Origin of the sequence: Helicobacter pylori (genome assembly GCF_017594925.1) — a bacterium.
GTDB classification, from domain to species: domain Bacteria; phylum Campylobacterota; class Campylobacteria; order Campylobacterales; family Helicobacteraceae; genus Helicobacter; species Helicobacter pylori_DP.
Genome location: NZ_JAALNT010000017.1, coordinates 1 through 23,316, shown reverse-complemented (window position 1 = coordinate 23,316; position 23,316 = coordinate 1). Strand labels below are relative to the sequence as shown.

Here is a 23,316-nt window from a genome sequence, read left to right as displayed (position 1 = left end):
TTGGTGGGATTTTAGGGAAATCCCTTATGAGAGAGTTCCTTTTTGGTATGGGGGGTGTTTTAATGGCTTGCGCTAGATGGCTCTAATTCAAAACACGCAGTGGGGATTTGATTGAATTCATTAATAAGGTGTAAAAAATAGTCGGTAATGTTTTCAAGATCGGCTTCTAAATCGTCATAACTCTCTTGATAATAAGCGTCTCCATCAGGATCAATGATTTTGTCATACGCCAGGCATTTTTGACACTCTTTTTCCCCACTCTCCTCTATGGATCGACCTATACAAAGATAAAACTTTTCAAAATCGTTGCACCAATAGTAAGCAAACCAAAGGTAAAAACCTTTTTTTGGGGTTGGTATTTCACCATTGACAAATCCTTCCCCTAAAATATCCTGACGGCAAAAGGCGATGGATGGCTCATGGGATAAGTTCCCAGAGCCAAGACTGATTTTGCACGCATAACCCCATGGCGTTAAAAACCTGTTCAGCCCGTTTTGGCATGAACCATACTTTGGTATTTTTGGAGTTCTGCCTGTTTGTTTTTCCTCTTGCATTTTAGCGTCTATTAGCGTTGCAAATTCTCTTAACAAGTCTTGGAACGCTTTTCTTTGCTCCTCATTCCATTCTATCGTTTTCATGAAAACTCCTTAATCCATCTTAACAAGCTAACATTTTATCCTAAACTTATTCCATTTAACGAGTTTAGGCATAATCGCAAAATTGAATTTTATTGTTTGTTATAGGAGGAATGATGATTATCACCGCAATGCAAGACGCCATAGGCCGCACCCCCGTTTTTAAATTCACTAACAAGGATTACCCCATTCCCGTAAATTCCGCCATTTACGCCAAACTGGAGCATCTAAACCCAGGAGGGAGCGTTAAAGATCGCTTAGGCCAATATCTCATAAAGGAAGCGTTTAGAACGCACAAAATCACTTCCACAACGACCATTATTGAGCCTACCGCAGGCAATACCGGCATCGCTCTAGCCCTAGTGGCGCTCAAGCACCATCTCAAAACCATCTTTGTTGTCCCAGAAAAATTCAGCACAGAAAAACAGCAAATCATGAGGGCTTTGGGGGCTAAAGTGATCAACACGCCTACTAGTCAAGGGATTTCTGGCGCCATTAAAAAAAGCAAAGAGTTAGCCGAAAGTATCCCTGATAGCTATTTGCCCTTGCAATTTGAAAACCCTGATAATCCTAACGCTTACTACCACACCCTAGCCCCTGAGATTGTCCAAGAATTAGGCACAAATCTTACGAGTTTTGTAGCTGGGATAGGGAGTGGTGGCACTTTTGCAGGCACGGCTAGGTATTTGAAAGAACGCATTCCTGCGATTCGCTTGATTGGGGTGGAGCCAGAGGGTTCTATTTTGAATGGGGGCGAGCCTGGGCCTCATGAGATTGAGGGCATTGGCGTGGAGTTCATCCCCCCCTTTTTTGAAAACTTGGATATTGATGGCTTTGAAACGATCTCAGATGAAGAGGGTTTTAGCTACACTAGGAAGTTAGCCAAGAAAAACGGCTTATTAGTGGGGAGCTCTAGCGGGGCAGCTTTTGTAGCAGCACTGAAAGAAGCGCAACGCCTCCCAGAAGGCAGCCAGGTTTTAACCATTTTCCCGGATGTTGCCGATCGTTATCTCTCAAAAGGTATTTATTTATAAATTCATAAAAAGGAAAAGTCATGCACATGCAAACAAAATTAATCCATGGGGGCATTAGCGAGGACGCAACAACGGGGGCGGTGAGCGTGCCTATTTATCAAACTTCCACCTACCGCCAAGACGCCATAGGCCGCCACAAGGGCTATGAATACTCTCGCTCAGGCAACCCCACGCGCTTTGCTTTAGAAGAACTCATCGCCGATTTAGAAGGGGGGGTTAAGGGGTTTGCTTTTGCCTCTGGTTTAGCAGGGATTCACGCCGTTTTTTCCCTCTTGCAATCAGGCGATCATGTGTTATTAGGCGATGATGTTTATGGGGGGACTTTTCGCTTGTTCAATAAAGTGCTTGTCAAAAACGGACTTTCTTGCACCATTATAGACACTAGCGATCTATCCCAAATCAAAAAGGCTATCAAGCCCAACACCAAAGCCCTTTATTTAGAAACCCCTAGTAACCCCTTGCTTAAAATCACGGATTTAGCGCAATGCGCTAGTGTCGCTAAAGATAATGGTTTGCTCACTATCGTGGATAACACCTTTGCCACCCCCTATTGCCAAAACCCGCTTCTTTTGGGAGCGGACATTGTGGTGCATAGCGGCACCAAATACTTAGGCGGGCATAGCGATGTGGTCGCTGGGCTTGTAACCACTAATAATGAAGCGCTAGCCCAAGAGATCGCTTTTTTCCAAAACGCTATCGGTGGGGTTTTAGGCCCTCAAGACAGCTGGCTGTTGCAAAGAGGGATTAAAACGCTAGGATTGCGCATGGAGGCCCATCAAAAAAACGCTCTTTGCGTGGCTGAGTTTTTAGAAAAACACCCTAAAGTAGAGAGAGTTTATTATCCGGGATTGAGCGCTCACCCTAACCACGAATTGGCCAAAAAACAGATGTGCGGCTTTAGCGGGATGCTCTCTTTCACTCTCAAAAATGACAGCGAGGCGGTTGCTTTTGTAGAAAGCCTTAAATTGTTCATTTTAGGCGAGAGTTTGGGTGGGGTGGAAAGTTTGGTGGGGATTCCAGCATTCATGACCCATGCGTGTATCCCCAAAGTGCAACGAGAAGCTGCCGGGATTAGAGATGGCCTGGTGCGCTTGTCTGTGGGGATTGAGCATGAACAGGATTTGTTAGAAGATTTAGAGCAAGCGTTCGCTAAAATAGGCTAAAATTTACCATTTATAAAATAAAGGAGTTAAAAACATGAAAACGCCAAAAATGAATGTAGAGAGTTTTAATTTGGATCACACCAAAGTCAAAGCCCCTTATGTGCGTATCGCTGATCGCAAAAAGGGCGTTAATGGGGATTTGATTGTCAAATACGATGTGCGCTTCAAGCAGCCCAATAAGGATCACATGGACATGCCTAGCCTACACTCTTTAGAGCATTTAGTCGCTGAGATTATCCGCAACCATGCCAGTTATGTCGTGGATTGGTCGCCTATGGGTTGCCAAACGGGATTTTATCTCACGGTGTTAAACCATGACAATTACGCAGAAATTTTAGAGGTTTTAGAAAAAACGATGCAAGATGTGTTAAAGGCTAAAGAAGTGCCTGCCAGCAATGAAAAGCAATGCGGTTGGGCGGCTAACCACACTTTAGAGGGTGCTAAGAATTTAGCACGCGCTTTTTTAGACAAACGCGCTGAGTGGTCTGAAGTGGGGGTTTAAGGGGTTGTTTTGGGGGGGATTATTTTAAAACACTCCCCTATTCTCTTATAAGTTTTACCAATCTTACCAATCTTACCCATAGGCGTTAAATTCTAGTAAAAACCATCGCATCAGCGTTAATTTTATGTAAAAATTATCGTTATGAATCTCTTTTATGGAAGGATTTCAATGAGAAAATTGATTTTAGTCATCTTTTTAACGCTAACACTTTTAGTATCTGCAAAAGAAGTCAAAATCGTGTTTTTAGAAACTTCAGACATTCATGGGCGGCTTTTTTCGTATGATTATGCGGTTGGCGAACAAAAACCCAATAACGGCTTGACAAGGATTGCGACTTTAATCAAAAAGCAGAGGGCTGAAAATAAAAATGTGGTTTTGATTGACAGCGGGGACTTGTTGCAAGGCAATAGCGCGGAGTTGTTTAATAATGAGCCTATCCACCCATTAGTTCGAGCCGAAAACGATTTGAAATTTGACATTCGTGTGCTTGGGAATCACGAGTTTAATTTCAGTAAAGATTTTTTAGAGAAAAATATCAAGGGGTTTAATGGCGATGTCGTGAATACGAATATTATCAAAATTGCGGACAATAAGCCGTTTGTGAAGCCTTATGTGATTAAAAAAATTGATGGCGTGAGGGTGGCGGTTGTGGGGTATGTGGTGCCGCACATCCCCACTTGGGAAGCCTCTACGCCTGAACATTTTGCAGGATTGAAGTTTTTGGACGCTGAAGAAGCGTTAAAAAAGACTTTGAAAGAGTTAAAAGGGAAGTATGATATTTTGATTGGCGCTTTTCATTTGGGGCGAGAAGATGAGAAAGGTGGCGATGGGATACCGGATTTGGCGAAAAAATTCCCGCAATTTGACATCATTTTTGCCGGGCATGAGCATGCGGTTTATAACACCAAAGTGGGAAAGGTGCATACCATTGAGCCTGGAGCGTATGGGGCTTATCTGGCAAAGGGCGTGGTGGTGTTTGACACCCAAACGAAGAAAAAAACCATAACGACTGAAAATTTATCCACAAAAGATATTTTAGAAGATGAAGAATTAGCGAAAAAATACGAATACGTGGATAAAAAATCAAAAGAATACGCTAATGAAGTGGTCGGCGAAGTGACAAAAACCTTCATTGACAGGCCTGATTTTATCACAGGAGAAGAAAAAATCACCACGATGCCAACCGCCGCCTTGCAAGAAACACCGGTGATAGAATTGATCAACAAAGTCCAAAAACATTACGCAAAAGCCGATGTTTCAGCGGCAGCCTTATTCAATTTTGGGGCAAATCTGAAAAAAGGGCCTTTCAAAAGGAAAGATGTCGCTTACATTTATAAGTTCGCTAATACGCTCATTGGGGTGCGTATCACGGGTGAAAACCTGTTGAAATACATGGAATGGTCATACCGATTTTACAATCAGTTGCAACCGGGCGATTTGACGATCAGTTTTAATGAAAATGTTCGTGGCTATAATTTTGATATGTTTTCTGGCGTGAAATACCAAGTTGACGTTACCAAACCCGCCGGGCAAAGAATCATTAATCCGACAATTAACGGAAAACCCATTGACCCTAAAGCAACATATAAATTAGCGATCAACAATTACCGATTCGGGACATTATCCACGACATTAAAATTGGTTACAAACGCTGATAGGTATTATGATTCTTACGATGCATTACAAGATAACGGGCAAATACGGGATTTGATTGTCAAATACATCACGGAAGAAAAAGGTGGGAAGGTAACCCCTGAATTGGAGGGTAATTGGGAAATCATCCACTACGATTTCAAAAACCCGTTGTTGGAAAAACTGGCAGAAAAATTAAAAGAGGGGAGCATTAAAATCCCCACTTCAAAAGACGGGAGGACTTTGAATGTCAAATCCATTAAGGAAAGTGAAGTTAAATAAAATTTTTTATTTTTATTGTTTATTCTTTAAGCCTAACTTAAAAAGGAATGTTCTATAATCCTAGATTGTTGGCTTTTCACTTTTTCAGCGGTTTTCAAACAACCGGGTTTTAATCTTGTTTTGTGCCACTCATTTTTCGGGGGGGGTGCATTTGGAAGCTGAACTCTAAAATTAGGGTTTGACTTAAAAATGATTTATAGGAGATAGATGATGTTTGCTTCGTTGGGGACTCGTATCATGTTGGTCGTGCTAGCCGCTCTTTTGGGTTTAGGGGGGCTTTTTATTGGTTTTGTAAAGGTTATGCAAAAAGATGTGTTAGCGCAACTCATGGAGCATTTAGAAACCGGGCAATACAAAAAGCGTGAAAAAACGCTCGCTTACATGACAAAAATTATTGAACAGGGCATTCATGAGTATTACAAAGATTTTGACAATGCTACTGCAAGAAAAATGGCACTAGATTATTTCAAACGCATTAACGACGATAAGGGCATGATTTATATGGTGGTGGTGGATAAAAACGGGGTGGTATTGTTTGATCCGGTCAATCCTAAAACCGTAGGCCAATCAGGGCTTGACGCTCAGAGCGTTGATGGGGTGTATTATGTTAGGGGGTATTTGGAGGCGGCTAAAAAAGGGGGAGGCTACACTTATTATAAAATGCCTAAATACGATGGAGGCGTGCCGGAGAAAAAATTCGCCTACTCGCATTATGATGAGGTGTCTCAAATGGTGATCGCAACGACTTCTTATTACACTGACATTAACACCGAAAATCAAGCGATTAAAGAAGGCGTGAACAAGGTTTTTAATGAAAACACCACAAAACTATTCCTTTGGATACTGACAGCGACGATAGCGTTAGTGGTTTTGACGCTCATATACGCTAAATTGAGGATCGTGAAACGCATTGATGAACTGGTCCTTAAAATCAACGCTTTTAGCCATGGGGATAAGGATTTGAGGGCCAAAATTGATGTGGGTGATCGCAACGATGAAATCTCGCAAGTGGGCCGTGGGATCAATTTGTTTGTGGAAAACGCCCGCTTGATTATGGAAGAGATTAAAGGGATTTCCACTTCCAATAAAACTTCAATGGATAAATTGGTCCAAATCGCGCAAGAAACCCAAAAGAGCATGAAAGATTCCTCAACCACCCTAAATTCCGTAAAAAACAAAGCCACGGATGTAGCGAGCATGATGAATGCTTCCATAGAGCAGTCTCAAGGGTTAAGGAAGCGTTTGATTGAAACGCAAGGGCTTGTCAAAGAGAGCAAGGATGCGATCGGGGATTTATTTTCTCAAATCACAGAGAGCGCGCACACTGAAGAGGAACTCTCTAGCCAAGTGGAGCAGCTAAGCCGTAACGCTGATGATGTCAAATCCATTCTGGATATTATTAATGATATTGCCGATCAAACGAATCTGTTAGCTCTAAATGCCGCTATTGAAGCCGCAAGGGCCGGCGAGCATGGCAGAGGCTTTGCGGTGGTGGCTGATGAAGTCAGGAATTTAGCCGGGCGCACTCAAAAGTCTTTAGCCGAAATCAATTCCACTATCATGGTGATTGTCCAAGAAATCAATGCCGTGAGTTCGCAAATGAATCTCAATTCGCAAAAAATGGAGCGTTTGAGCGATATGAGTAAAAGCGTGCAAGAAACTTACGAAAAAATGAGTTCTAATTTAAGCTCAGTTGTGCAAGATAGCAATCAAAGCATGGACGATTACGCCAAATCCGGACACCAAATTGAAGCTATGGTAAGCGATTTTGTAGAAGTGGAAAAAGTGGCTTCTAAGACTTTAGCGGATTCTTCAGATATTTTAAATATCGCTACGCATGTGAGTGGAACGACTATGAATTTAGACAAACAAGTGAATTTGTTTAAAACTTAATTAGGGGGGAGTTTATCAAAAAAGAGTTGGATTGTTAAAAGTTTCTGTGATCACGGCGTGTTTTAATAGCGAAAAAACCATTGAAGACACCATTCTTTCTGTGCTTCATCAAACTTATAAAAACATTGAATACATCATTATAGACGGGGCTAGCGCGGATAACACTTTAGGAATCATTCAAAAATACAGAGACAAAATCGCTTGCGTGGTGAGTGAAAAAGATAAGGGCATTTATGACGCTATGAATAAGGGTATAAGGCGCGCGAGTGGGGATATTATCGCTTTATTGAATAGCGATGATTTTTATACTGATGAGTTTGTGATAGAAAAAGTGGTGCGTAAATTTGAAAGGAAAAATTGCGATAGCGTGTATGCGGATCTGGTGTTTGTCAAACCGGATTGTTTAGAAAAAGTGGTGCGCTATTATGAGAGCGGGGAGTTTAGCCCTAAAACCTTGCTTTATGGCGTGGTGCCAGCCCACCCCACGCTTTTTGTCAAAAAAGCCATTTATGAACGCTACGGCTTATACAAAACCGATTATAAGATTTCAGCGGATTTTGAGATGATCATCCGCTTGTTTGTGGTGCAAAAAATAAGCTTTTCTTATTTGAAAGAAGTGTTAGTGGTGATGCGCACCGGTGGGGTTAGCGCAAGCGGGTTTAAAAGCCTTTTATTAAGGAATAAAGAAAACATAAGAGCATGCCAAGAAAACGGCATTAGAGCGAATGTTTTTTCCATGCTTTTAAAATACCCTAGGAAAATAATGGGCTTATTTAAAAGGGGAAAAGGGGGCTAAAACGAAACGATTAAAGAAAGATTAGCGTTAAATCGTGGTTTGAATCTTTCTTGATGGTTATTGTAGGTGTAAAAAACATTCCTCACTAAAGGTATTTCAATCCCTAATTGCAAAGACAAATAGCCGATAAAATCCACGATAAAACCAAAACGCAAAGGGGCTTGAAAAAAGGTTTTTTTGGTTCTTGGGATAATCGTTGTGATAGCACCGGTTTTAATCGTATCCACTAACAACACCCCTTGCTCTAAAGCGATCCCTAAATAACTCCTAAAACGATAAATATTTTTATCTACAAAAATCCAAGAAAAATCTAACGCGCCCCCATAATTTTGCACCATTAGGATTTGAGGCTGGGAGAGCGAAACGGAATGGAAATAGTTATAGACGCTAAAGATTCTAAAACCGACTTTAGGGTGGTTTCTTAAAAAATGCTCTAAGCCCGTAGCGGTATTAAACCCTATGCTATTGGCTACAAAAGTCAAGCTTTGATTAGAAGTTGAAAAAGTGGCTTGCGAATAGTTGTATCCAAAAATGAAAAAGAATTTAAGGCTTTTTTCTAAAGCCCTTTTTAAGATTTGCTGGTTTTTGTCTAGGGTTTTCTGTTTTTCATTATTTTTTTCAATAGTTAGGGGTTTAGGTTTGTCATCGTCATTCTTGTTTTTAAAGTTTTCTAAGAATTTAGACCAAGTGATTTCATTAGCTTCTAAAAAGAGTAAATTCAACGATAAAAAGAGATAAATAATACTGAATAGAGTTTTCAAATACAGCCTTAAACTTTTTACGGCTATTGTGCCTAATTATCTTAAATTAACTTTAAATTACTTGCATGTTTTGACTGAATATAACCCCTACTTACACACAACGCTATATTTTAAAATAATATATTGTTTTAGGTTTTGTTCCCATCAAGCATGGATAACTAAAGCCAACTTTAATGATTTTTCATTACGAGAATTTATCGCTCCATTAAAGTTTAGCTTAGAGCAAATAAAACACCTTTTCTTCTTGAAAAATGCTTTTAATTTCTACAAAAAGGGTTTTTTCTGTGCGTTCTTCTAGCACGATAATAGGGTTAATACTCTCGCTCCCGCTCACTAACGTCCTTAAGGATAACTCTTCTTCATAACTTAAGGGGTTAAGGTTTAACTCTTTTAAAGTATCGTAGTTTTTTGCCATAAGGGTATTAAGGCCTTCTAAAGTTAAAAACAGGGTTTCATCTCTTTGGCTATAACCCACTAGCACGCTTAAACGCTGAGAAAATACCCACCTTAAATCGTTGATCCTAACCTTAGCCTTGCTTTTAGAGCGCGCTAGAATGTAGCAATCCAAGGGGTTTGAATTTTTAGAAAGCCACACGCCCCCATTTAATAAGCGGTAAGTTGCGATCGTTTTTTGGGCTAAAAAAGGCTTATTAGCGTCCTTTTTAGCCGCGTCTAATGTTCTAAAAACTTGCGTTCTTTCTTCAATACTTGCGGGTAAAATCTGGTGTTTTAAAGGCGAGTAAAGCTCAAAGGGGCTTCTGTTTTGGGATTCTTTTTGGATTTTTAAAGCGAATTGGCAACCGCAATAATTTTGCCTGTAAAGCTCGTTTTCTCTCGCCAAAGCTTGCAAATTTAAATCCAATTCGCTCTTAAAATGTTCAAAATTATCGTTTCTAAACACAACAAATTCCAAATTGTGCCTTTGCGCGATGCTCTGCCCCTTAGCGATGAGCTGGTTTGGGTCTTTTTTAGGGCTTGTGAGTAAGGTGGTGGTGAATTTTTCTTCCCCTAATTCAAAGGCTTTCAAAGCGCTCGCTTCTAAGCGTAAATCAAAGCACTCAAAACAGCGCTCGCTTTTTTCCCCTAACAATTCCTTACCCTTAGCTTTGTCTAAAAATTTTTCTAATTCATAATCGCCCTCAAGCAATTCAATTTCTAGCATCTCGCAAGTGCGTTTTACGTCTTCTAAACGCAACAAGTATTCGCTATAAGGGTGGATATTGGGGTTATAAAAAAACCCTACAATTTTTTCACCCACAAAAGCCTCTTTAGCCTTTTTTAAAAAATACAGGTTATCCACTGAACAGCAAATATGAATGAGCATTAAAACTGCTTTTTATTCACATCTTCTAAAATATCGTTAGAGACTTTGTCAATTTCTTGACTGATTTCTAAAGAATCGCTAGCGATTTTTAGATTGCCCTCAATAACCGATCTTAAGGCTTCAATAGAAGCGTTGATTTCTTCTACTTCTTTAACCTGGTTTTTAATGCTTTCGCTCGTGTCTGAAATGCTTTGAACTAAAATATTGATATTGGCTTCAATCTCGCTGAGCGATTTTTGCGTCCTTTCAGCGAGTTTCCTAACTTCATCAGCCACCACCGCAAAACCTCTGCCATGCTCGCCCGCTCTTGCGGCTTCAATAGCAGCGTTTAGGGCTAATAGGTTCGTTTGATCAGCGATGTCTCTAATGATTTCCACAATGCTTTTAATGTCTTGCCCTTGTTCAATCATGGCTTCACTTTGAGAGCTCACGCCTTGAATGGAAGTGGTGATATTTTCTATCGTTTTAGAAGTTTCCATCAAGCTTTTGTGTTGGGAGTTTGAAGCCTTTTCTAAATTTTGCACGCATTCTTTTAAATTCGTGCTATCGTTCGCTAAATCTTTGGCAAAATTAGACGAAGTTTCTAGCATTTTTTGGATTTCTTGCCCTAAAGCGTTAGTAACCAGTTCCACCCTACCCGAAGCGTTTTGGATCCGCCCTCTAAAATCCAAACCAGAATAGCTTTCAAAGATTTTGAAAATGCTTGGCATGTGAGTCCCTACGCTTTCTTGCAAATAATCCATGATCCCATTTAGCGCATCTCTCAATTCTTTCAAATCAGGGCTTGCGGGTTCAGCCGTGATACGCACCGCAAAATTCCCTGCTTTCACATCTGAAACCACTTTAATGGTGTCTTGAACGGCTTGCCTGTCTTCTTGCATGATTTTTTGGGTTTGCAAGATATTTTTATTGATCGCTGTTTGCATGCGGCCTAATTCGTCATTAGATTTCGCTTCAACCAATTTAATACCGCTGGAATTGGCTTGATTGTTCAATAATTTAAAGAAATGAGACAAGGTGCTAGAAACGGCTTCCAAACGATTGCTCACGATCGCTCGCATTAAAAGAGTGATCGCTATGATTAAAGCTAACACCATGATAGCGCTCGCTATGATCACCACAAAACGCACCGATCCCACTTGCTCATAAACCTTGTCTTTTTCAATGATCAAAGCGATCATCCAATTAAGATTGTCTTTACTTTCTGTTTTGCCTAGCATTTTAAAGGTTTCAACGGCTAAAAAATTTTCCTTATGGCTAAAGGGATCTAAGTATTCTAAAGTGGCTTTAGAGCCATTTTCTAAAATAGCCATCACTTCATTAGTGGCTTTAGGCACGCTCTTATAAATTTCGGCGATGGATTTGTCTTGCAAACTCTTATTCGCGCTCAAAAGCACTTTACCCTTAACGCCAATTAAAAACAAATCGCTCCTGTTTTTAGTGATTTCATTGCTGAAGCTGTCAATAGAAAGGAAAATCATCAAAGCCCCTACAGCCTCTTGAGTGTTTTCATTCAATAAAGGTAAAAGAACATCAACCCCATAAACTTCCGCCCCATTAGGCATTTTCCTATAATAAGGCAAGCTTTTAGAAATTTCTTTATTTTTCATCGTTTTTTGCACTAAAGGGTTATTCCCCAATGACGGATTTTCCACTAGCTTAATCGTATCGTTATCCCTTAAAAGCGTTAATCTTAAATCTTCTCTGTCTTTAAAAAACATGTTCACCCCAGCGACATGCGAATTGGCTAAAATGAAGTTTTTCAACAAGTGGATTTTGATTTCTCTTTTGGTGTCTTTAGGGAGCATTTCTTTGACAATGCCCATGCTCGTATAGGTGTTTTCCAAAACCCCTTGCACTTCCTTAACCTTAAAATGCAAACTATCTTGCATAGAACGCAAGGTGTTTTCTTTTAAAATCTCTTTCACCCTGCTGTTCAAGGACACCCCTAAAATGCTCACGCACACGATCACAATCAACGCCACCCACAATATGATTTTATTACCGATACTCAAACCTTTAGACAAAACACAACCTTACTATGATGAATTTTTTGCCCATTTGCGGCAAAATTTTAAACCGCATTATAGTATTATAAGCATAAATCAAAAATTAAACTGAATAAAAAAGCGATCAACCATTCTCATTAAAAAATCATTTTAAGGTTGCATTCGCTCTTTTAGGGTATGCTACGACTTAAAATTATCCAAAGTATTAAGAAGGAAAAATCATGCCTTTTGTCCCCACGCGCTCTTTGAAAGAAAGAAAGATTGATTTTATTGAAGCAATATTAAACCCCAACGCCCCCAAAGGCGGGCTTTACACTTTAGAGCATTTTGAAACATTAGAATGGCAAGATTGTTTGAATCTGAGCTATAACGAGCTAGTAGAATGCGTGTTTGAACGATTGGGATTAGAGATTCCTAAGGGTTTATTAACAAGCGCTTTAAAACGCTATGAAAATTTTGATAACCCTAAAAATCCAGCCCCTATTTTTGCGCTCAATGAAAGGCTTTTTGTCCAAGAACTCTACCATGGGCCTAGTTTGGCGTTTAAAGACATGGCGTTACAGCCTTTAGCGAGCTTGTTTTCTAACCTAGCGGTAGGGAAAAACGAAAAGTATTTGGTGTTAGTATCCACAAGTGGGGATACCGGCCCTGCGACTTTAGAAGGTTTGGCGGGTATGCCTAATGTTTTTGTGGTGTGTTTATACCCCAAAGACGGCACAAGCTTAGTCCAAAAACTCCAAATGGTAACCCAAAACGCCAGCAATTTAAAGGTGTTTGGGGTGAGTGGGGATTTTGATGATGCGCAAAACGCGCTCAAAAACCTTTTAAAAGACGACGATTTTAACGAAGCCCTAAAAACGCGCCAATTGAAATTAAGCGTGGCTAATTCCGTGAATTTTGGGCGCATCGCTTTTCAAATCGTCTATCATATTTGGGGCTTTTTAGAATTGTATAAAAAAGGGGCGATCAATTCTAAAGAAAAAATCACCCTAGCCATACCCAGCGGTAATTTTGGGAACGCTTTGGGGGCGTTTTATGCGAAAAAAATGGGCTTGAATATCGCTAAAATCAAGGTCGTAACCAACAGCAACGATGTTTTAAGGGAGTTTATAGAGACAGGGCGTTACGATTTAACCCACCGCTCTTTAAAGCAAACTTTCTCGCCGGCTATGGATATTTTAAAAAGCTCTAATGTGGAAAGAGCGCTTTTTAGCCTTTTTGGGTTTGAACGCACGCTGGAATTGATGCAAGCTTTAGAAGAAGAGAAATTTTATGCCTTAAAGCCTAAAGAATTAGCCCTTTTACAGGAGCATTTTTCTTGCGCGAGCTGCTCAGATGAAGCCTGTTTGAAAACAATCCAAGAAGTTTATGCAGAGCACCAATACCTGATTGACCCTCACACCGCCACCGCTTTAAACGCTAGCTTGAAAACCAACGAAAAAACCCTTGTTTCTGCCACCGCCTCTTATGAAAAATTCCCTAGAACCACCCTTTTAGCCCTAAACGAGCAAAAGAAAAACGATAACGACAAAATCGCCCTAGAAACGCTTAAGAACAGCTACAATACCCCGGATAGCCAACGCCTTGATGACTTGTTTGAAAGAGGGATCAAGCACCAAGAAGTTTTAAAACTCAATGAGATCAAATCTTCTATCCTTTTGTGGTTAGAAAGCCTACATTAAATCTTTTTTAAGCCCTTATTCCTAATAAAATCTTAATTTTAAGTCAAACTACACTATAATAAGGAAATTCTAAACGAAAATTAAACTGAATGAAAGGAGTTTGAATGAAAAAAATCATTTTAGTAGCGATAGCCTTACTGATAAGTGGTTGCGCGAGCTATAAGATCACGCCTGAACATGTTACTTCCTATAATAATGGGATTCAAGTGATGACTTCCACGCAAGCCAAATCTAAAGTCCAGTTAGAAATCGCTCAAAGCAAATTGAAAGGTTTGAATGAATCCCCCTTAGTGCTGTATGTAGCGGCACAAGTTATAGAGGGAAATCCTGTGGTGTTTAGCCGTAAAGCCATTTCGGTGTCTATCAACCAAACGAATTTACCGGTCTTAAGCTTGAGACAGGTGATGAAATCCAGTTTTGATTTTGAGGGCATTTTACAAAGCTTTAATATCAGCGTGCCGACCGCCCCTATTGATAATATCAATATGATCACCCCGCCTATGTTTTATTACGGGCAAGGGAGTTTTTTAGCTTATAACGGCATGATGTATGGGGGAATGGGCATGTATGGACCAGGCTTTGGCATGATGATGATGGATGATGTAGAAGAGCAAGAGGTCATGCAAGAAAGCCGCCAAGCTTTAAAAATCCTAGCGATCAATTATCTTAAAAACAACACCCTTAACGTTGAAGGTAAGGCCAGGGGAGGGTTTGTGGTGGTGGATACCAAAAACCTTAAAACCCCGGGCGTGGTGGTGGTTAAAGTCTTTTTAGAAGATGAAATCCACACCTTTAAGATTGATATTTCTAAGATGTGATCATCCCCATTTAATAAAAGCCTTTGGGCCAATCCACCTAAAGGTTTTTTCTCAATTCGGTTAAAAACGATTAAACTTTACCCCATTTTTTAGATTTTATTTTATGGCAAACAAAAAGGAAAATCCAAACGCTCAACCCCCCCCTTTTTTTGCGTTTATTTTTGAGAAGCTAAAAAATCCTGGATATTTTCTTTAGTTCTTTCTACCAAGGTTTTCAAGCTGTCGCTATACGCCCATGCGATATGGGGGGTTAAAAGCAATTTGTTTTGGATCTTTGGGTTCAAAAACGCATGATCTTTTTCAAAAGGCTCTTTCACAAACACATCGCTCGCGTAATACAAATCTTTGGTTTCTAAAATTTCAGCCAGATCCTTTTCATTCACAATGCCCCCACGCCCCACATTGATTAAAATCGCCCCTTCTTTTAGGCTTTGCAATTCTTTGAGAGCGATTAAATCGCGCGTGCTTTCATTTAAGGGAGCATGAATGCTGATAATATCGCTTGTTTTAAGCAATTCCTCTAAACTCAAGCGCTCATACTCTTCTTTTTTATCTTTAGGGGAATAATACACCACCTTTGATTCAAAAGCTTGAGCAAGTTTGGCGACTCTTTTACCGATTGCGCCTAAACCAATAACCCCCCATTGACCCCCTTTAATAAGCCCCATTTTCATACCGCTAATGTGCGTAAAAATATCGCTTTGGCTATATTCCCCGCTTTTGCAATAACGATCGTAATCATTGATCCTCCCCAACAAAGACAACGCGCACGCTAAAGTGTGCTGGGCTACGGATTCTGTAGAATAAGCGCTCACGTTTTTGACTTCTATGCCTAAAGCTTTCGCGCTTTTTATATCCACATTATCCGTGCCTGTAGCGGTGATGCAAATGAGTTTGAGTTTAGGCAATTGGCTTAAAACCTCTTGGGTGATCACGACTTTATTCAATACCATAATTTCAGCTTCAATTGATCGTTCAACGATTTGACTGGGCGAAGTAACCTCATAAAAATCAAAATCCGCCACTTCTTTTAAAACTTCTAGCGCTTTTAACCCTACGCTTTTAGCGTCTAATACCACGCCTTTTTTGAATGTTTTCATCTCTTTACTCCTGGATTTAATTTTAAAATTATATAATTAAACCACAAAATCCTTTTTTAAAAGAAACTAAGCATGCCAAAACCCAAGAAAAACACCCTCCCCTGTAGCTTTTCTGTCAAAATGTCTTATTTCATGCGTTTTCTCATTAAATGGCGCACCCGCTCTTTAAGCCATAAAATGATGACTCTCATTCAAATTTTAAGTATTTTAGCCTTAGCGAGCAAGGCCAGTGAAGATTTAGAAGAGCAGCTCAAAAAAATCAAAGATTACATTTATAGAACCCTAAACGCTAAAATCGCACCTGATGTGTATAACCGAGTGCTTATTTTAGTGAATGAATATTGCGCTAATGAAGAATTGTTTGATAAAGAGAGCGTTAAAATTTCGGATTTACTCATTCAAGACATTCAGCTTTACGCTTTAGTCGATGAAATGCTTAAAGAAGACAAATACCAAGTCCAGCACACCATTTTAAAGGGCATCATCAAGCGCAAATACGATGAAGCCTACTCGCTCAATAGCGAAGATAAAATCCTTTTAGAATACCAAGAACGCTTGCTAGAACCCTCATACGCGTCTTTTTCAAATAAAAAATTCAAATGATTTGAAGGCGTTACTTACCCCACTTTTTAGGCTTTTATTGAAAAAGGGCTTTAAAATGGGCTAAAATTAGGGTTTTATTTGAAAATATAAAGGGATTGAATGGCTTTTAAGGTGGTGCAAATTTGTGGGGGGCTTGGGAATCAAATGTTTCAATACGCTTTCGCTAAAAGTTTGCAAAAACACCTTAATACGCCCGTGCTATTAGATATTACTTTTTTTGATGGGAGCAATAGGAAAATGCAATTAGAACTTTTCCCTATTGATTTGCCCTATGCGAGCGCTAAAGAAATCGCTATAGCTAAAATGCAACACCTCCCCAAGCTAGTAAGAGAGGCGCTCAAATGCATGGGGTTTGATAGGGTGAGTCAAGAAATCGTTTTTGAATACGAGCCTAAATTATTAAAGCCAAGCCGCTTGACTTATTTTTATGGCTATTTCCAAGATCCACGATATTTTGATGCTATATCCTCTTTAATCAAGCAAACCTTCACCCTACCCCCCCCCCCCCGAAAATGGAAATAATAAAAAAAAAGAGGAAGAATACCACCGCAAGCTTGCTTTGATTTTAGCCGCTAAAAACAGCGTGTTTGTGCATATAAGAAGAGGGGATTATGTGGGGATTGGCTGTCAGCTTGGTATTGATTATCAAAAAAAGGCACTTGAGTATATGGCAAAGCGCATGCCAAACATGGAGCTTTTTGTGTTTTGCGAAGACTTAAAATTCACGCAAAATCTTGATCTTGGCTACCCTTTTATGGACATGACCACTAGGGATAAAGACGAAGAAGCGTATTGGGATATGCTGCTCATGCAATCTTGCAAGCATGGCATTATCGCTAATAGCACTTATAGCTGGTGGGCGGCCTATTTGATAAACAATCCAGAAAAAATCATTATTGGCCCCAAACACTGGCTTTTTGGGCATGAAAATATCCTTTGTAAGGAATGGGTGAAAATAGAATCCCATTTTGAGGTGAAATCTCAAAAGTATAACGCTTAAAGCGGCTTAAAAAAAGGGCTTATTGGAAATTCAAATCTTTGATTTTAGATCGTATCTCTTTGTAGCGAGCGTCTAATTCTAATTTTCTGTTCATGGATATTTTGATAAACCCGCTTTCTTTTTCTATGCCGATAAATTTTCTCTTCAAAAGATTAGCCGCAATGCCTGTGGTGGAGCTCCCGCTAAAAGGATCGCCAATGAGGGAATTTTCATCGCTCGCCATTAAAAGCAAGCGCACCAACAAAGCGAGAGGTTTTTGAGTGGGGTGCTTGCCATTTGCTTTTTCCCAAGGAGCGATCGCTGGGAAATTCCACACATCGCGCATTTGTTTATCGTTATTGATCTTTTTTAAAACCTCATAGTTAAAAACATGCTTGTGCTTGTAGCTTTTCCTCGCCCAAATGATTTGCTCAGCCGAATGCGTCAAATAACGGCAGCTGAAATTGGGAGGAGGGTTGGTTTTTTGCCAAGTGATGAGGTTTAAAATCTTAAAATCCAATTTTTGTAAAATACGCCCCAAAGAAAAAAGGTTGTGGTAAGTCCCGCTGATTAAAAGACTTCCTGTGTTTTTTAAAGCCTTTTTGGCGTTGTTGATCCACTGGTAATTAAACTCATCAATATCGTTGATCCCATTTTCTTTATCCCAATCGCCTTTATTGACGCTCACAATCTTACCGCTTTGTATGCTTAAGCCGTCATTAGAAAGGAAATAAGGCGGATCAGCAAAAATCAAATCAAAAGCATTTTCAAATTGGGGCAAGACCTCATTACAATCCCCTTGATAAAGAGTAAAAAGCTCGTCTGCACTTTTAAAAATGGGGCGAGAAAGACAGGGCGCTTTCATTTTTTATTCTGCTTTAATGCCTTTATCTTTAATGTGTTCTTGCATTGCTTCATCATCAAGTACTGGATCAAAAAAATCCTCCATATCCACTGCCATATCAGGTCCTGTTTTAATTTGCTTGTTAATTTTTTCCATAAAAGGCTTAAAATCCTCCGAACTTTGTTCTACAAGCATGTTAAGTGTAGGTATATCAATCTCCCTTTCTTTAGCTGGCAACAAGATTTTGGAGTTTGAAATCTCAGATTCTAGCTTGATCACCCCTATACCAAAGCTTTGGTTGAGTCGTTTTAATTCATCCAAAACTTTATCTTTATCTTTATCTTTAATCCCAAAAACCACCAAATACCCCTCATTAGCCCAAGTAGAATTGCTCACCGCTTGAAAATAGCTTTCTTTTAAATTGGAAAGACTAAGCTCTTTTTTAAGCTCAAAGAAAAAAAGCTTGTGTCTTTTTTGACCGGTATGGTGTAAAAATTTCAAAGTTTCTTCTTCATATCCATTATAGGGAAAATATTTATTATAGGGAAAATATTTATTATAGGGAAAATACACGCCCACGATGTCAGGATAATTCCATTTGTTTTGCCCCCCTTCGCCTTTTTTACATTCTTCATGGCGGATGGTTTTGCATAAGAGCTTGAAATTTGGATCTTCATCAAGGAATTTCACAAGCAGTGGGTGTAAAACCCTTTCATGAAAAGAGTTTTTTTGTTTTTTGGCTGTGCCTGAACACTCGCTCTGTCCATCATCTTCTTCTTTGGAATCTGGGGTTTCTTGTGGGGGAAATTCTCTTTCACGAGATTTGAGCCAATAGTAATAGGTTCCTTTTTCTTTGCGTGCAACATAAAATTGCTTCTTGTCTTTACCAAGATCACTTCCAATTGTGGACCAAGGTGTTTTTCCTATACTTGGGCGTTCTTTATCCAATCCCATTTCACAAGCTTTCTCCCAAATTTCTTTAACGCTCAAAGGCTTCCCTGCTTGTTCTAAAACTTTTTTACCTAATTCTATGTAAGTCATGTTCTTTCTTTTTTATGATTATAAGCAGAAACGATTATACTCAAAATGTTTGAAAATACCGCAACCCTTATAGGGTTTAGGCTGGGTGTCTCTCTTCACCCAACCTAAAATTTGTATTTGTAAAATCTATAAAAGGAGTGTCGTAAAAGGAATGCTTAGAAACTATGGTGTCTCGTTAATACATTCTAAACAAAAAGTTTTTAAAGGCAAAAAGGCTGGCGGACAGGGAGGGATTCGAACCCTCGGTAACCTTGACGGCTACGCATCCTTAGCAGGGATGTGGTTTCAGCCAACTCACCCACCTGTCCTCATTCACAAAGTAGAATTATAGTAAAAATAAGTTAAAATAAACCTTAAACTTTAATGGTTTCTAAACAAAACTAAGGGCTTTTATATTACAATTTTAAATTATGGATTAATAAAACTTAAAGGATAACACCATGCAATACGCGCTATTATTTCCAGGGCAAGGCTCGCAATGTATAGGAATGGGAAAATCATTCTATGAAAGCCACACCCTAGCTAAAGAATTGTTTGAAAGGGCTTCTAACGCGCTTAAAGTGGATATGAAAAAAACGCTTTTTGAAGAAAACGAGCTTTTAAAAGAGAGCGCTTACACCCAGCCTGCCATTTATTTAGTGAGCTATATCGCTTATCAGTTACTCAACAAGCAAGCAAATGGGGGGTTAAAACCCGTTTTCGCTTTAGGGCATTCGCTCGGCGAAGTGAGCGCGGTGTCTTTGAGCGGGGCGTTAGATTTTGAAAAAGCCCTTAAACTCACGCACCAAAGAGGCAAAATGATGCAAGAAGCGTGCGCGAATAAAGACGCTTCTATGATGGTCGTTTTGGGCGTTTCTGAAGAAAGTCTTTTAAGCTTGTGTCAAAGAACCAAAAACGTGTGGTGCGCCAATTTTAATGGTGGCATGCAAGTGGTTTTAGCCGGGGTTAAAGACGATCTGAAAGCCCTAGAGCCGACATTAAAGGAAATGGGGGCTAAAAGAGTGGTTTTTTTAGAAATGAGCGTGGCGAGCCATTGCCCTTTTTTAGAGCCTATGATTTTTAAATTCCAGGAATTGCTAGAAAAAAGCCTGAAAGATAAATTCCATTTTGAAATCATCTCCAATGCGACTAATGAAGCGTATCACAACAAAGCAAAAGCCGTTGAATTGTTGAGCTTGCAACTCACTCAACCGGTGCGTTATCAAGACTGCGTGAAATCCAATAATGACCGAGTGGATGTCTTTTTTGAATTAGGCTGTGGGAGTGTGTTAAAGGGGCTTAACAAGCGCTTAAGCAACAAACCCACCATAAGCGTGGGGGATAATAAAGGGCTTGATGAAGCCATTGAATTTTTAGAAGAATACGTGTGATGGGGAGAAAATGGTGCAAAAAATTGGCATTTTAGGGGCGATGAGAGAAGAAATAACCCCTATTTTAGAATTGTTTGGCGTGGGTTTTGAAGAGATCCCTTTAGGGGGGAATGTTTTCCATAAAGGCGTTTATCATAACAAGGAAATCATTGTCGCTTATAGCAAAATTGGCAAGGTGCATTCCACTCTAACCACAACGAGCATGATTTTAGCGTTTGGCGTTCAAAAGGTGCTTTTTAGCGGGGTGGCTGGAAGCTTAGTTAAAGATTTAAAAATCAATGATTTGTTAGTGGCTACTCAATTAGTCCAGCATGATGTGGATTTGAGCGCGTTTGATCACCCTTTAGGGTTCATCCCCGAAAGCACGATTTTTATTGAAACGAGCGAAAGTTTAAACGCTTTAGCTAAAAAAGTCGCTAATGAGCAACATATCGCGCTCAAAGAAGGCGTCATCGCATCAGGCGATCAGTTTGTGCATAGCAAAGAAAGGAAAGAATTTTTAGTTAGCGAGTTTAAAGCGAGCGCGGTGGAAATGGAGGGGGCGAGCGTGGCGTTTGTGTGCCAAAAATTTGGCGTGCCATGCTGCGTGCTAAGGAGCATTAGCGATAACGCTGATGAGGAAGCTAACATGAGCTTTGATGAATTTTTAGAAAAAAGCGCTCACACTTCAGCGAAATTTTTAAAAAGCATGGTGGATGAGCTTTAGGGTTTGTTTTTATAAAGTGGTGGAATGTAAAAAAGCTTTTTAGTATTTTTTACATTTTGTGATGAATATTTAATAAAGTGGGGAAAAATTCCAATAATATAATTAGAATTTAAGCTATTTTTTAGTAAAATAACAAAGGAATAGGTGTATCTTATCTTATCTTATGGACCTAGCTTGCAAAAAGCATGGGTTCTTATTTTATGGAGTGTCCAATGAAAAAGAAAGCTAACGAAGAAAAAGCCCCCAAAAGAGCTAAACAGGAAGCCAAAACAGAAGCCACACAGGAAAATAAAGCTAAAGAAAATAATAAGGAAAACAAAAACAATAAAGCCAAAGAGAGCAAAATTAAAGAAAATAAAACTAAAGAAAGCAAAGTCAAAGAAGCTAAAGCAAAAGAGCCTGTTCCTGTTAAAAAGCTTAGTTTTAATGAAGCGTTAGAAGAATTGTTCGCTAATTCCTTAAGCGATTGCGTTTCTTATGAGTCCATCATTCAAATCAGCACAAAAGTCCCCACTCTAGCCCAAGTCAAAAAAATCAAAGAATTGTGCCAAAAATACCAAAAGAAATTGGTCAGCTCTTCAGAATACGCTAAAAAACTCAATGCGATTGATAAGATTAAAAAAACTAAAGAAAAGCAAAAAGTTTTAGATGAAGAATTAGAAGATGGCTATGACTTTTTGAAAGAAAAGGATTTTTTAGAGTGGAGCAGGAGCGATAGCCCGGTGCGCATGTATTTGCGTGAGATGGGGGATATAAAACTTTTAAGCAAAGATGAAGAGATTGAATTGAGCAAGCAAATCCGCTTGGGCGAAGACATTATTTTAGACGCGATTTGCTCGGTGCCGTATTTGATTGATTTTATCTATGCGTATAAAGACGCTTTAATCAATCGTGAAAGAAGAGTCAAAGAGCTTTTCAGGAGCTTTGATGATGAAGATGAAAATAGCGTGAGCGATCCTAAAAAAGATGATGACAGCGAAGAATACGAAGAAAACAAAGAAAGGAAAAAAGTCGTTTCTGAAAAAGACAAGAAGCGTGTTGAAAAGGTCCAAGAGAGTTTTAAAGCCCTAGACAAGGCTAAAAAAGAATGGCTTAAAGCCCTTGAAGCCCCCATAGATGAAAAAGAAGACGAATTGGTGCGTTCATTGACCCTAGCTTACAAACGCCAAACGCTCAAAGACAGACTCTATGATTTAGAGCCTACCAGCAAACTGATTAATGAATTAGTCAAAACGATGGAGACCACTTTAAAGAGTGGCGATGGGTTTGAAAAAGAGTTGAAACGCTTGGAATACAAACTGCCCTTATTCAATGACACTCTCATCGCTAACCATAAAAAAATCCTTGCCAATATCACTAACATGACTAAAGAAGACATTATCGCTCAAGTGCCAGAAGCGACTATGGTGAGCGTGTATATGGATCTCAAAAAGCTTTTTTTGACTAAAGAGGCGAGTGAAGAAGGCTTTGATTTAGACCCTAACAAGCTAAAAGAAATTTTAGAGCAAATCAAAAGAGGGAAATTGATTTCCGATCGCGCTAAAAACAAAATGGCTAAATCCAATTTAAGGTTGGTAGTGAGCATCGCTAAACGATTCACCAGCAGAGGCTTACCCTTCTTGGATTTGATTCAAGAGGGTAATATTGGCTTGATGAAGGCGGTGGATAAGTTTGAGCATGAAAAGGGCTTCAAGTTTTCTACCTATGCGACCTGGTGGATCAAACAAGCTATCAGCAGAGCCATAGCCGATCAAGCCCGCACTATCCGCATCCCCATTCACATGATTGACACCATCAATCGCATCAATAAAGTCATGCGCAAACACATTCAAGAAACCGGCAAAGAGCCTGATTTAGAAGTGGTGGCTGAAGAAGTGGGGCTTTCGTTAGATAAAGTGAAGAATGTGATTAAGATTACTAAAGAGCCTATCAGTTTGGAAACCCCAGTCGGCAATGATGATGACGGCAAATTTGGGGATTTCGTGGAAGATAAAAATATCGTTAGCTCCATTGATCACATCATGCGAGAAGATTTAAAAGCGCAAATTGAAAGCGTTTTGGATCAGTTGAATGAGCGAGAAAAAGCGGTGATCCGCATGCGTTTTGGGCTTTTAGACGATGAAAGCGATCGAACTTTAGAAG

At 39.6% G+C, this 23,316-nt stretch carries 20 protein-coding genes, 1 tRNA gene and 1 pseudogene; 14 read left to right on the top strand and 8 right to left on the bottom strand.

Annotation, left to right across the window (positions count from 1 at the left end; all coding sequences use genetic code 11):
* Positions 1-59: 59 nt before the first annotated feature.
* The gene (locus tag G6069_RS06375; protein ID WP_197293739.1) at positions 60-638 is read right to left on the bottom strand and encodes a hypothetical protein; all 579 of its coding nucleotides are present in this window, start codon (positions 636-638) and stop codon (positions 60-62) included.
* A 113-nt stretch (positions 639-751) separates the two neighbouring features.
* On the opposite strand from G6069_RS06375, the gene G6069_RS06370 reads away from it, so the two are divergent.
* The 6 genes from G6069_RS06370 (at position 752) to G6069_RS06345 (ending at position 7,937) form a co-directional block, all read left to right on the top strand.
* Positions 752-1,669: an O-acetylserine-dependent cystathionine beta-synthase gene (locus G6069_RS06370; RefSeq protein ID WP_197293748.1), complete on the top strand. Its 918-nt coding sequence runs from the start codon at positions 752-754 to the stop codon at positions 1,667-1,669.
* A gap of 20 nt (positions 1,670-1,689) precedes the next feature.
* Entirely contained in the window at positions 1,690-2,832 is a 1,143-nt protein-coding gene (locus G6069_RS06365; RefSeq protein ID WP_197293738.1) for a cystathionine gamma-synthase, read from the top strand.
* Between the two features lie 34 nt (positions 2,833-2,866).
* Positions 2,867-3,334: an S-ribosylhomocysteine lyase gene (locus G6069_RS06360; RefSeq protein ID WP_197293737.1), complete on the top strand. Its 468-nt coding sequence runs from the start codon at positions 2,867-2,869 to the stop codon at positions 3,332-3,334.
* A gap of 168 nt (positions 3,335-3,502) precedes the next feature.
* A complete protein-coding gene (locus G6069_RS06355; RefSeq protein ID WP_197293736.1) occupies positions 3,503-5,248 on the top strand; it encodes a bifunctional metallophosphatase/5'-nucleotidase in 1,746 nt (581 codons plus the stop codon).
* 237 nt (positions 5,249-5,485) lie between these two features.
* Positions 5,486-7,141, top strand: a complete 1,656-nt coding sequence (gene tlpB, locus G6069_RS06350) for a methyl-accepting chemotaxis protein TlpB (RefSeq protein ID WP_197293747.1) — start codon at positions 5,486-5,488, stop codon at positions 7,139-7,141.
* Positions 7,142-7,172: 31 nt separating this feature from the next.
* Positions 7,173-7,937 carry a glycosyltransferase family 2 protein gene (locus tag G6069_RS06345; protein ID WP_197293735.1) on the top strand — a complete coding sequence of 255 codons (765 nt, stop codon included), beginning with the start codon at positions 7,173-7,175 and terminating at the stop codon, positions 7,935-7,937.
* On the opposite strand, the gene G6069_RS06340 is transcribed toward G6069_RS06345, so the two are convergent.
* The 3 genes from G6069_RS06340 to tlpA all read right to left on the bottom strand — a co-directional run bounded on the left by G6069_RS06340 (position 7,934) and on the right by tlpA (position 12,049).
* Positions 7,934-8,698: an outer membrane beta-barrel protein gene (locus G6069_RS06340; protein ID WP_197293734.1), complete on the bottom strand. Its 765-nt coding sequence runs from the start codon at positions 8,696-8,698 to the stop codon at positions 7,934-7,936. The two genes, G6069_RS06345 and G6069_RS06340, sit on opposite strands and share 4 nt — an antisense overlap.
* Before the next feature lie 217 nt (positions 8,699-8,915).
* Positions 8,916-10,022: an epoxyqueuosine reductase QueH gene (locus G6069_RS06335; protein WP_078241628.1), complete on the bottom strand. Its 1,107-nt coding sequence runs from the start codon at positions 10,020-10,022 to the stop codon at positions 8,916-8,918.
* Entirely contained in the window at positions 10,022-12,049 is a 2,028-nt protein-coding gene (gene tlpA / locus G6069_RS06330) for a methyl-accepting chemotaxis protein TlpA (RefSeq protein ID WP_197293733.1), read from the bottom strand. Before tlpA ends, G6069_RS06335 begins: the two co-directional genes overlap by 1 nt.
* A 203-nt stretch (positions 12,050-12,252) precedes the next feature.
* On the opposite strand from tlpA, the gene thrC reads away from it, so the two are divergent.
* Both thrC and G6069_RS06320 read left to right on the top strand, forming a co-directional pair.
* The gene (gene thrC, locus G6069_RS06325; RefSeq protein ID WP_197293732.1) at positions 12,253-13,713 is read left to right on the top strand and encodes a threonine synthase; all 1,461 of its coding nucleotides are present in this window, start codon (positions 12,253-12,255) and stop codon (positions 13,711-13,713) included.
* A 104-nt stretch (positions 13,714-13,817) separates the two neighbouring features.
* On the top strand, positions 13,818-14,531 hold the full coding sequence (locus tag G6069_RS06320; protein ID WP_000720668.1) for a hypothetical protein: 714 nt from the start codon (positions 13,818-13,820) through the stop codon (positions 14,529-14,531).
* Between the two features lie 155 nt (positions 14,532-14,686).
* Here the strand turns inward: G6069_RS06320 and G6069_RS06315 are convergent, their stop codons facing one another.
* Complete coding sequence (locus G6069_RS06315) at positions 14,687-15,631, bottom strand: D-2-hydroxyacid dehydrogenase (protein WP_197293731.1); 945 nt, start codon at positions 15,629-15,631, stop codon at positions 14,687-14,689.
* A 72-nt stretch (positions 15,632-15,703) separates the two neighbouring features.
* Between G6069_RS06315 and G6069_RS06310 the strand changes: the two genes are divergently transcribed.
* The 3 genes and pseudogenes from G6069_RS06310 to futC1 all read left to right on the top strand — a co-directional run bounded on the left by G6069_RS06310 (position 15,704) and on the right by futC1 (position 17,234).
* Positions 15,704-16,234, top strand: a complete 531-nt coding sequence (locus G6069_RS06310) for a hypothetical protein (protein ID WP_197293730.1) — start codon at positions 15,704-15,706, stop codon at positions 16,232-16,234.
* Positions 16,235-16,333: 99 nt separating this feature from the next.
* Positions 16,334-16,797: pseudogene (locus G6069_RS06305) on the top strand (O-fucosyltransferase family protein).
* The gene (futC1, locus tag G6069_RS06300; RefSeq protein WP_001875839.1) at positions 16,794-17,234 is read left to right on the top strand and encodes an alpha-(1,2)-fucosyltransferase FutC1; all 441 of its coding nucleotides are present in this window, start codon (positions 16,794-16,796) and stop codon (positions 17,232-17,234) included. The pseudogene G6069_RS06305 and the gene futC1 overlap by 4 nt, the downstream one beginning before the upstream one ends.
* Before the next feature lie 19 nt (positions 17,235-17,253).
* Here futC1 and G6069_RS06295 read toward each other — a convergent pair whose 3' ends face one another.
* From G6069_RS06295 to G6069_RS06285, 3 genes are all read right to left on the bottom strand, one after another.
* Positions 17,254-18,078, bottom strand: a complete 825-nt coding sequence (locus G6069_RS06295) for a DNA-methyltransferase (protein ID WP_197293728.1) — start codon at positions 18,076-18,078, stop codon at positions 17,254-17,256.
* Between the two features lie 3 nt (positions 18,079-18,081).
* Positions 18,082-19,098: an HTH domain-containing protein gene (locus G6069_RS06290; protein ID WP_197293727.1), complete on the bottom strand. Its 1,017-nt coding sequence runs from the start codon at positions 19,096-19,098 to the stop codon at positions 18,082-18,084.
* Between the two features lie 216 nt (positions 19,099-19,314).
* Positions 19,315-19,406, bottom strand: a tRNA-Ser gene (locus G6069_RS06285).
* Between the two features lie 132 nt (positions 19,407-19,538).
* Here G6069_RS06285 and fabD point away from each other — a divergent pair.
* From fabD to rpoD, 3 genes are all read left to right on the top strand, one after another.
* Positions 19,539-20,468, top strand: a complete 930-nt coding sequence (gene fabD / locus G6069_RS06280; RefSeq protein ID WP_001199005.1) for an ACP S-malonyltransferase — start codon at positions 19,539-19,541, stop codon at positions 20,466-20,468.
* Between the two features lie 10 nt (positions 20,469-20,478).
* Entirely contained in the window at positions 20,479-21,174 is a 696-nt protein-coding gene (locus G6069_RS06275) for a 5'-methylthioadenosine/adenosylhomocysteine nucleosidase (RefSeq protein ID WP_197293726.1), read from the top strand.
* A 185-nt stretch (positions 21,175-21,359) separates the two neighbouring features.
* Positions 21,360-23,316: RNA polymerase sigma factor RpoD (gene rpoD, locus G6069_RS06270; protein ID WP_197293725.1), on the top strand; the 1,957-nt coding region annotated here is incomplete at its 3' end.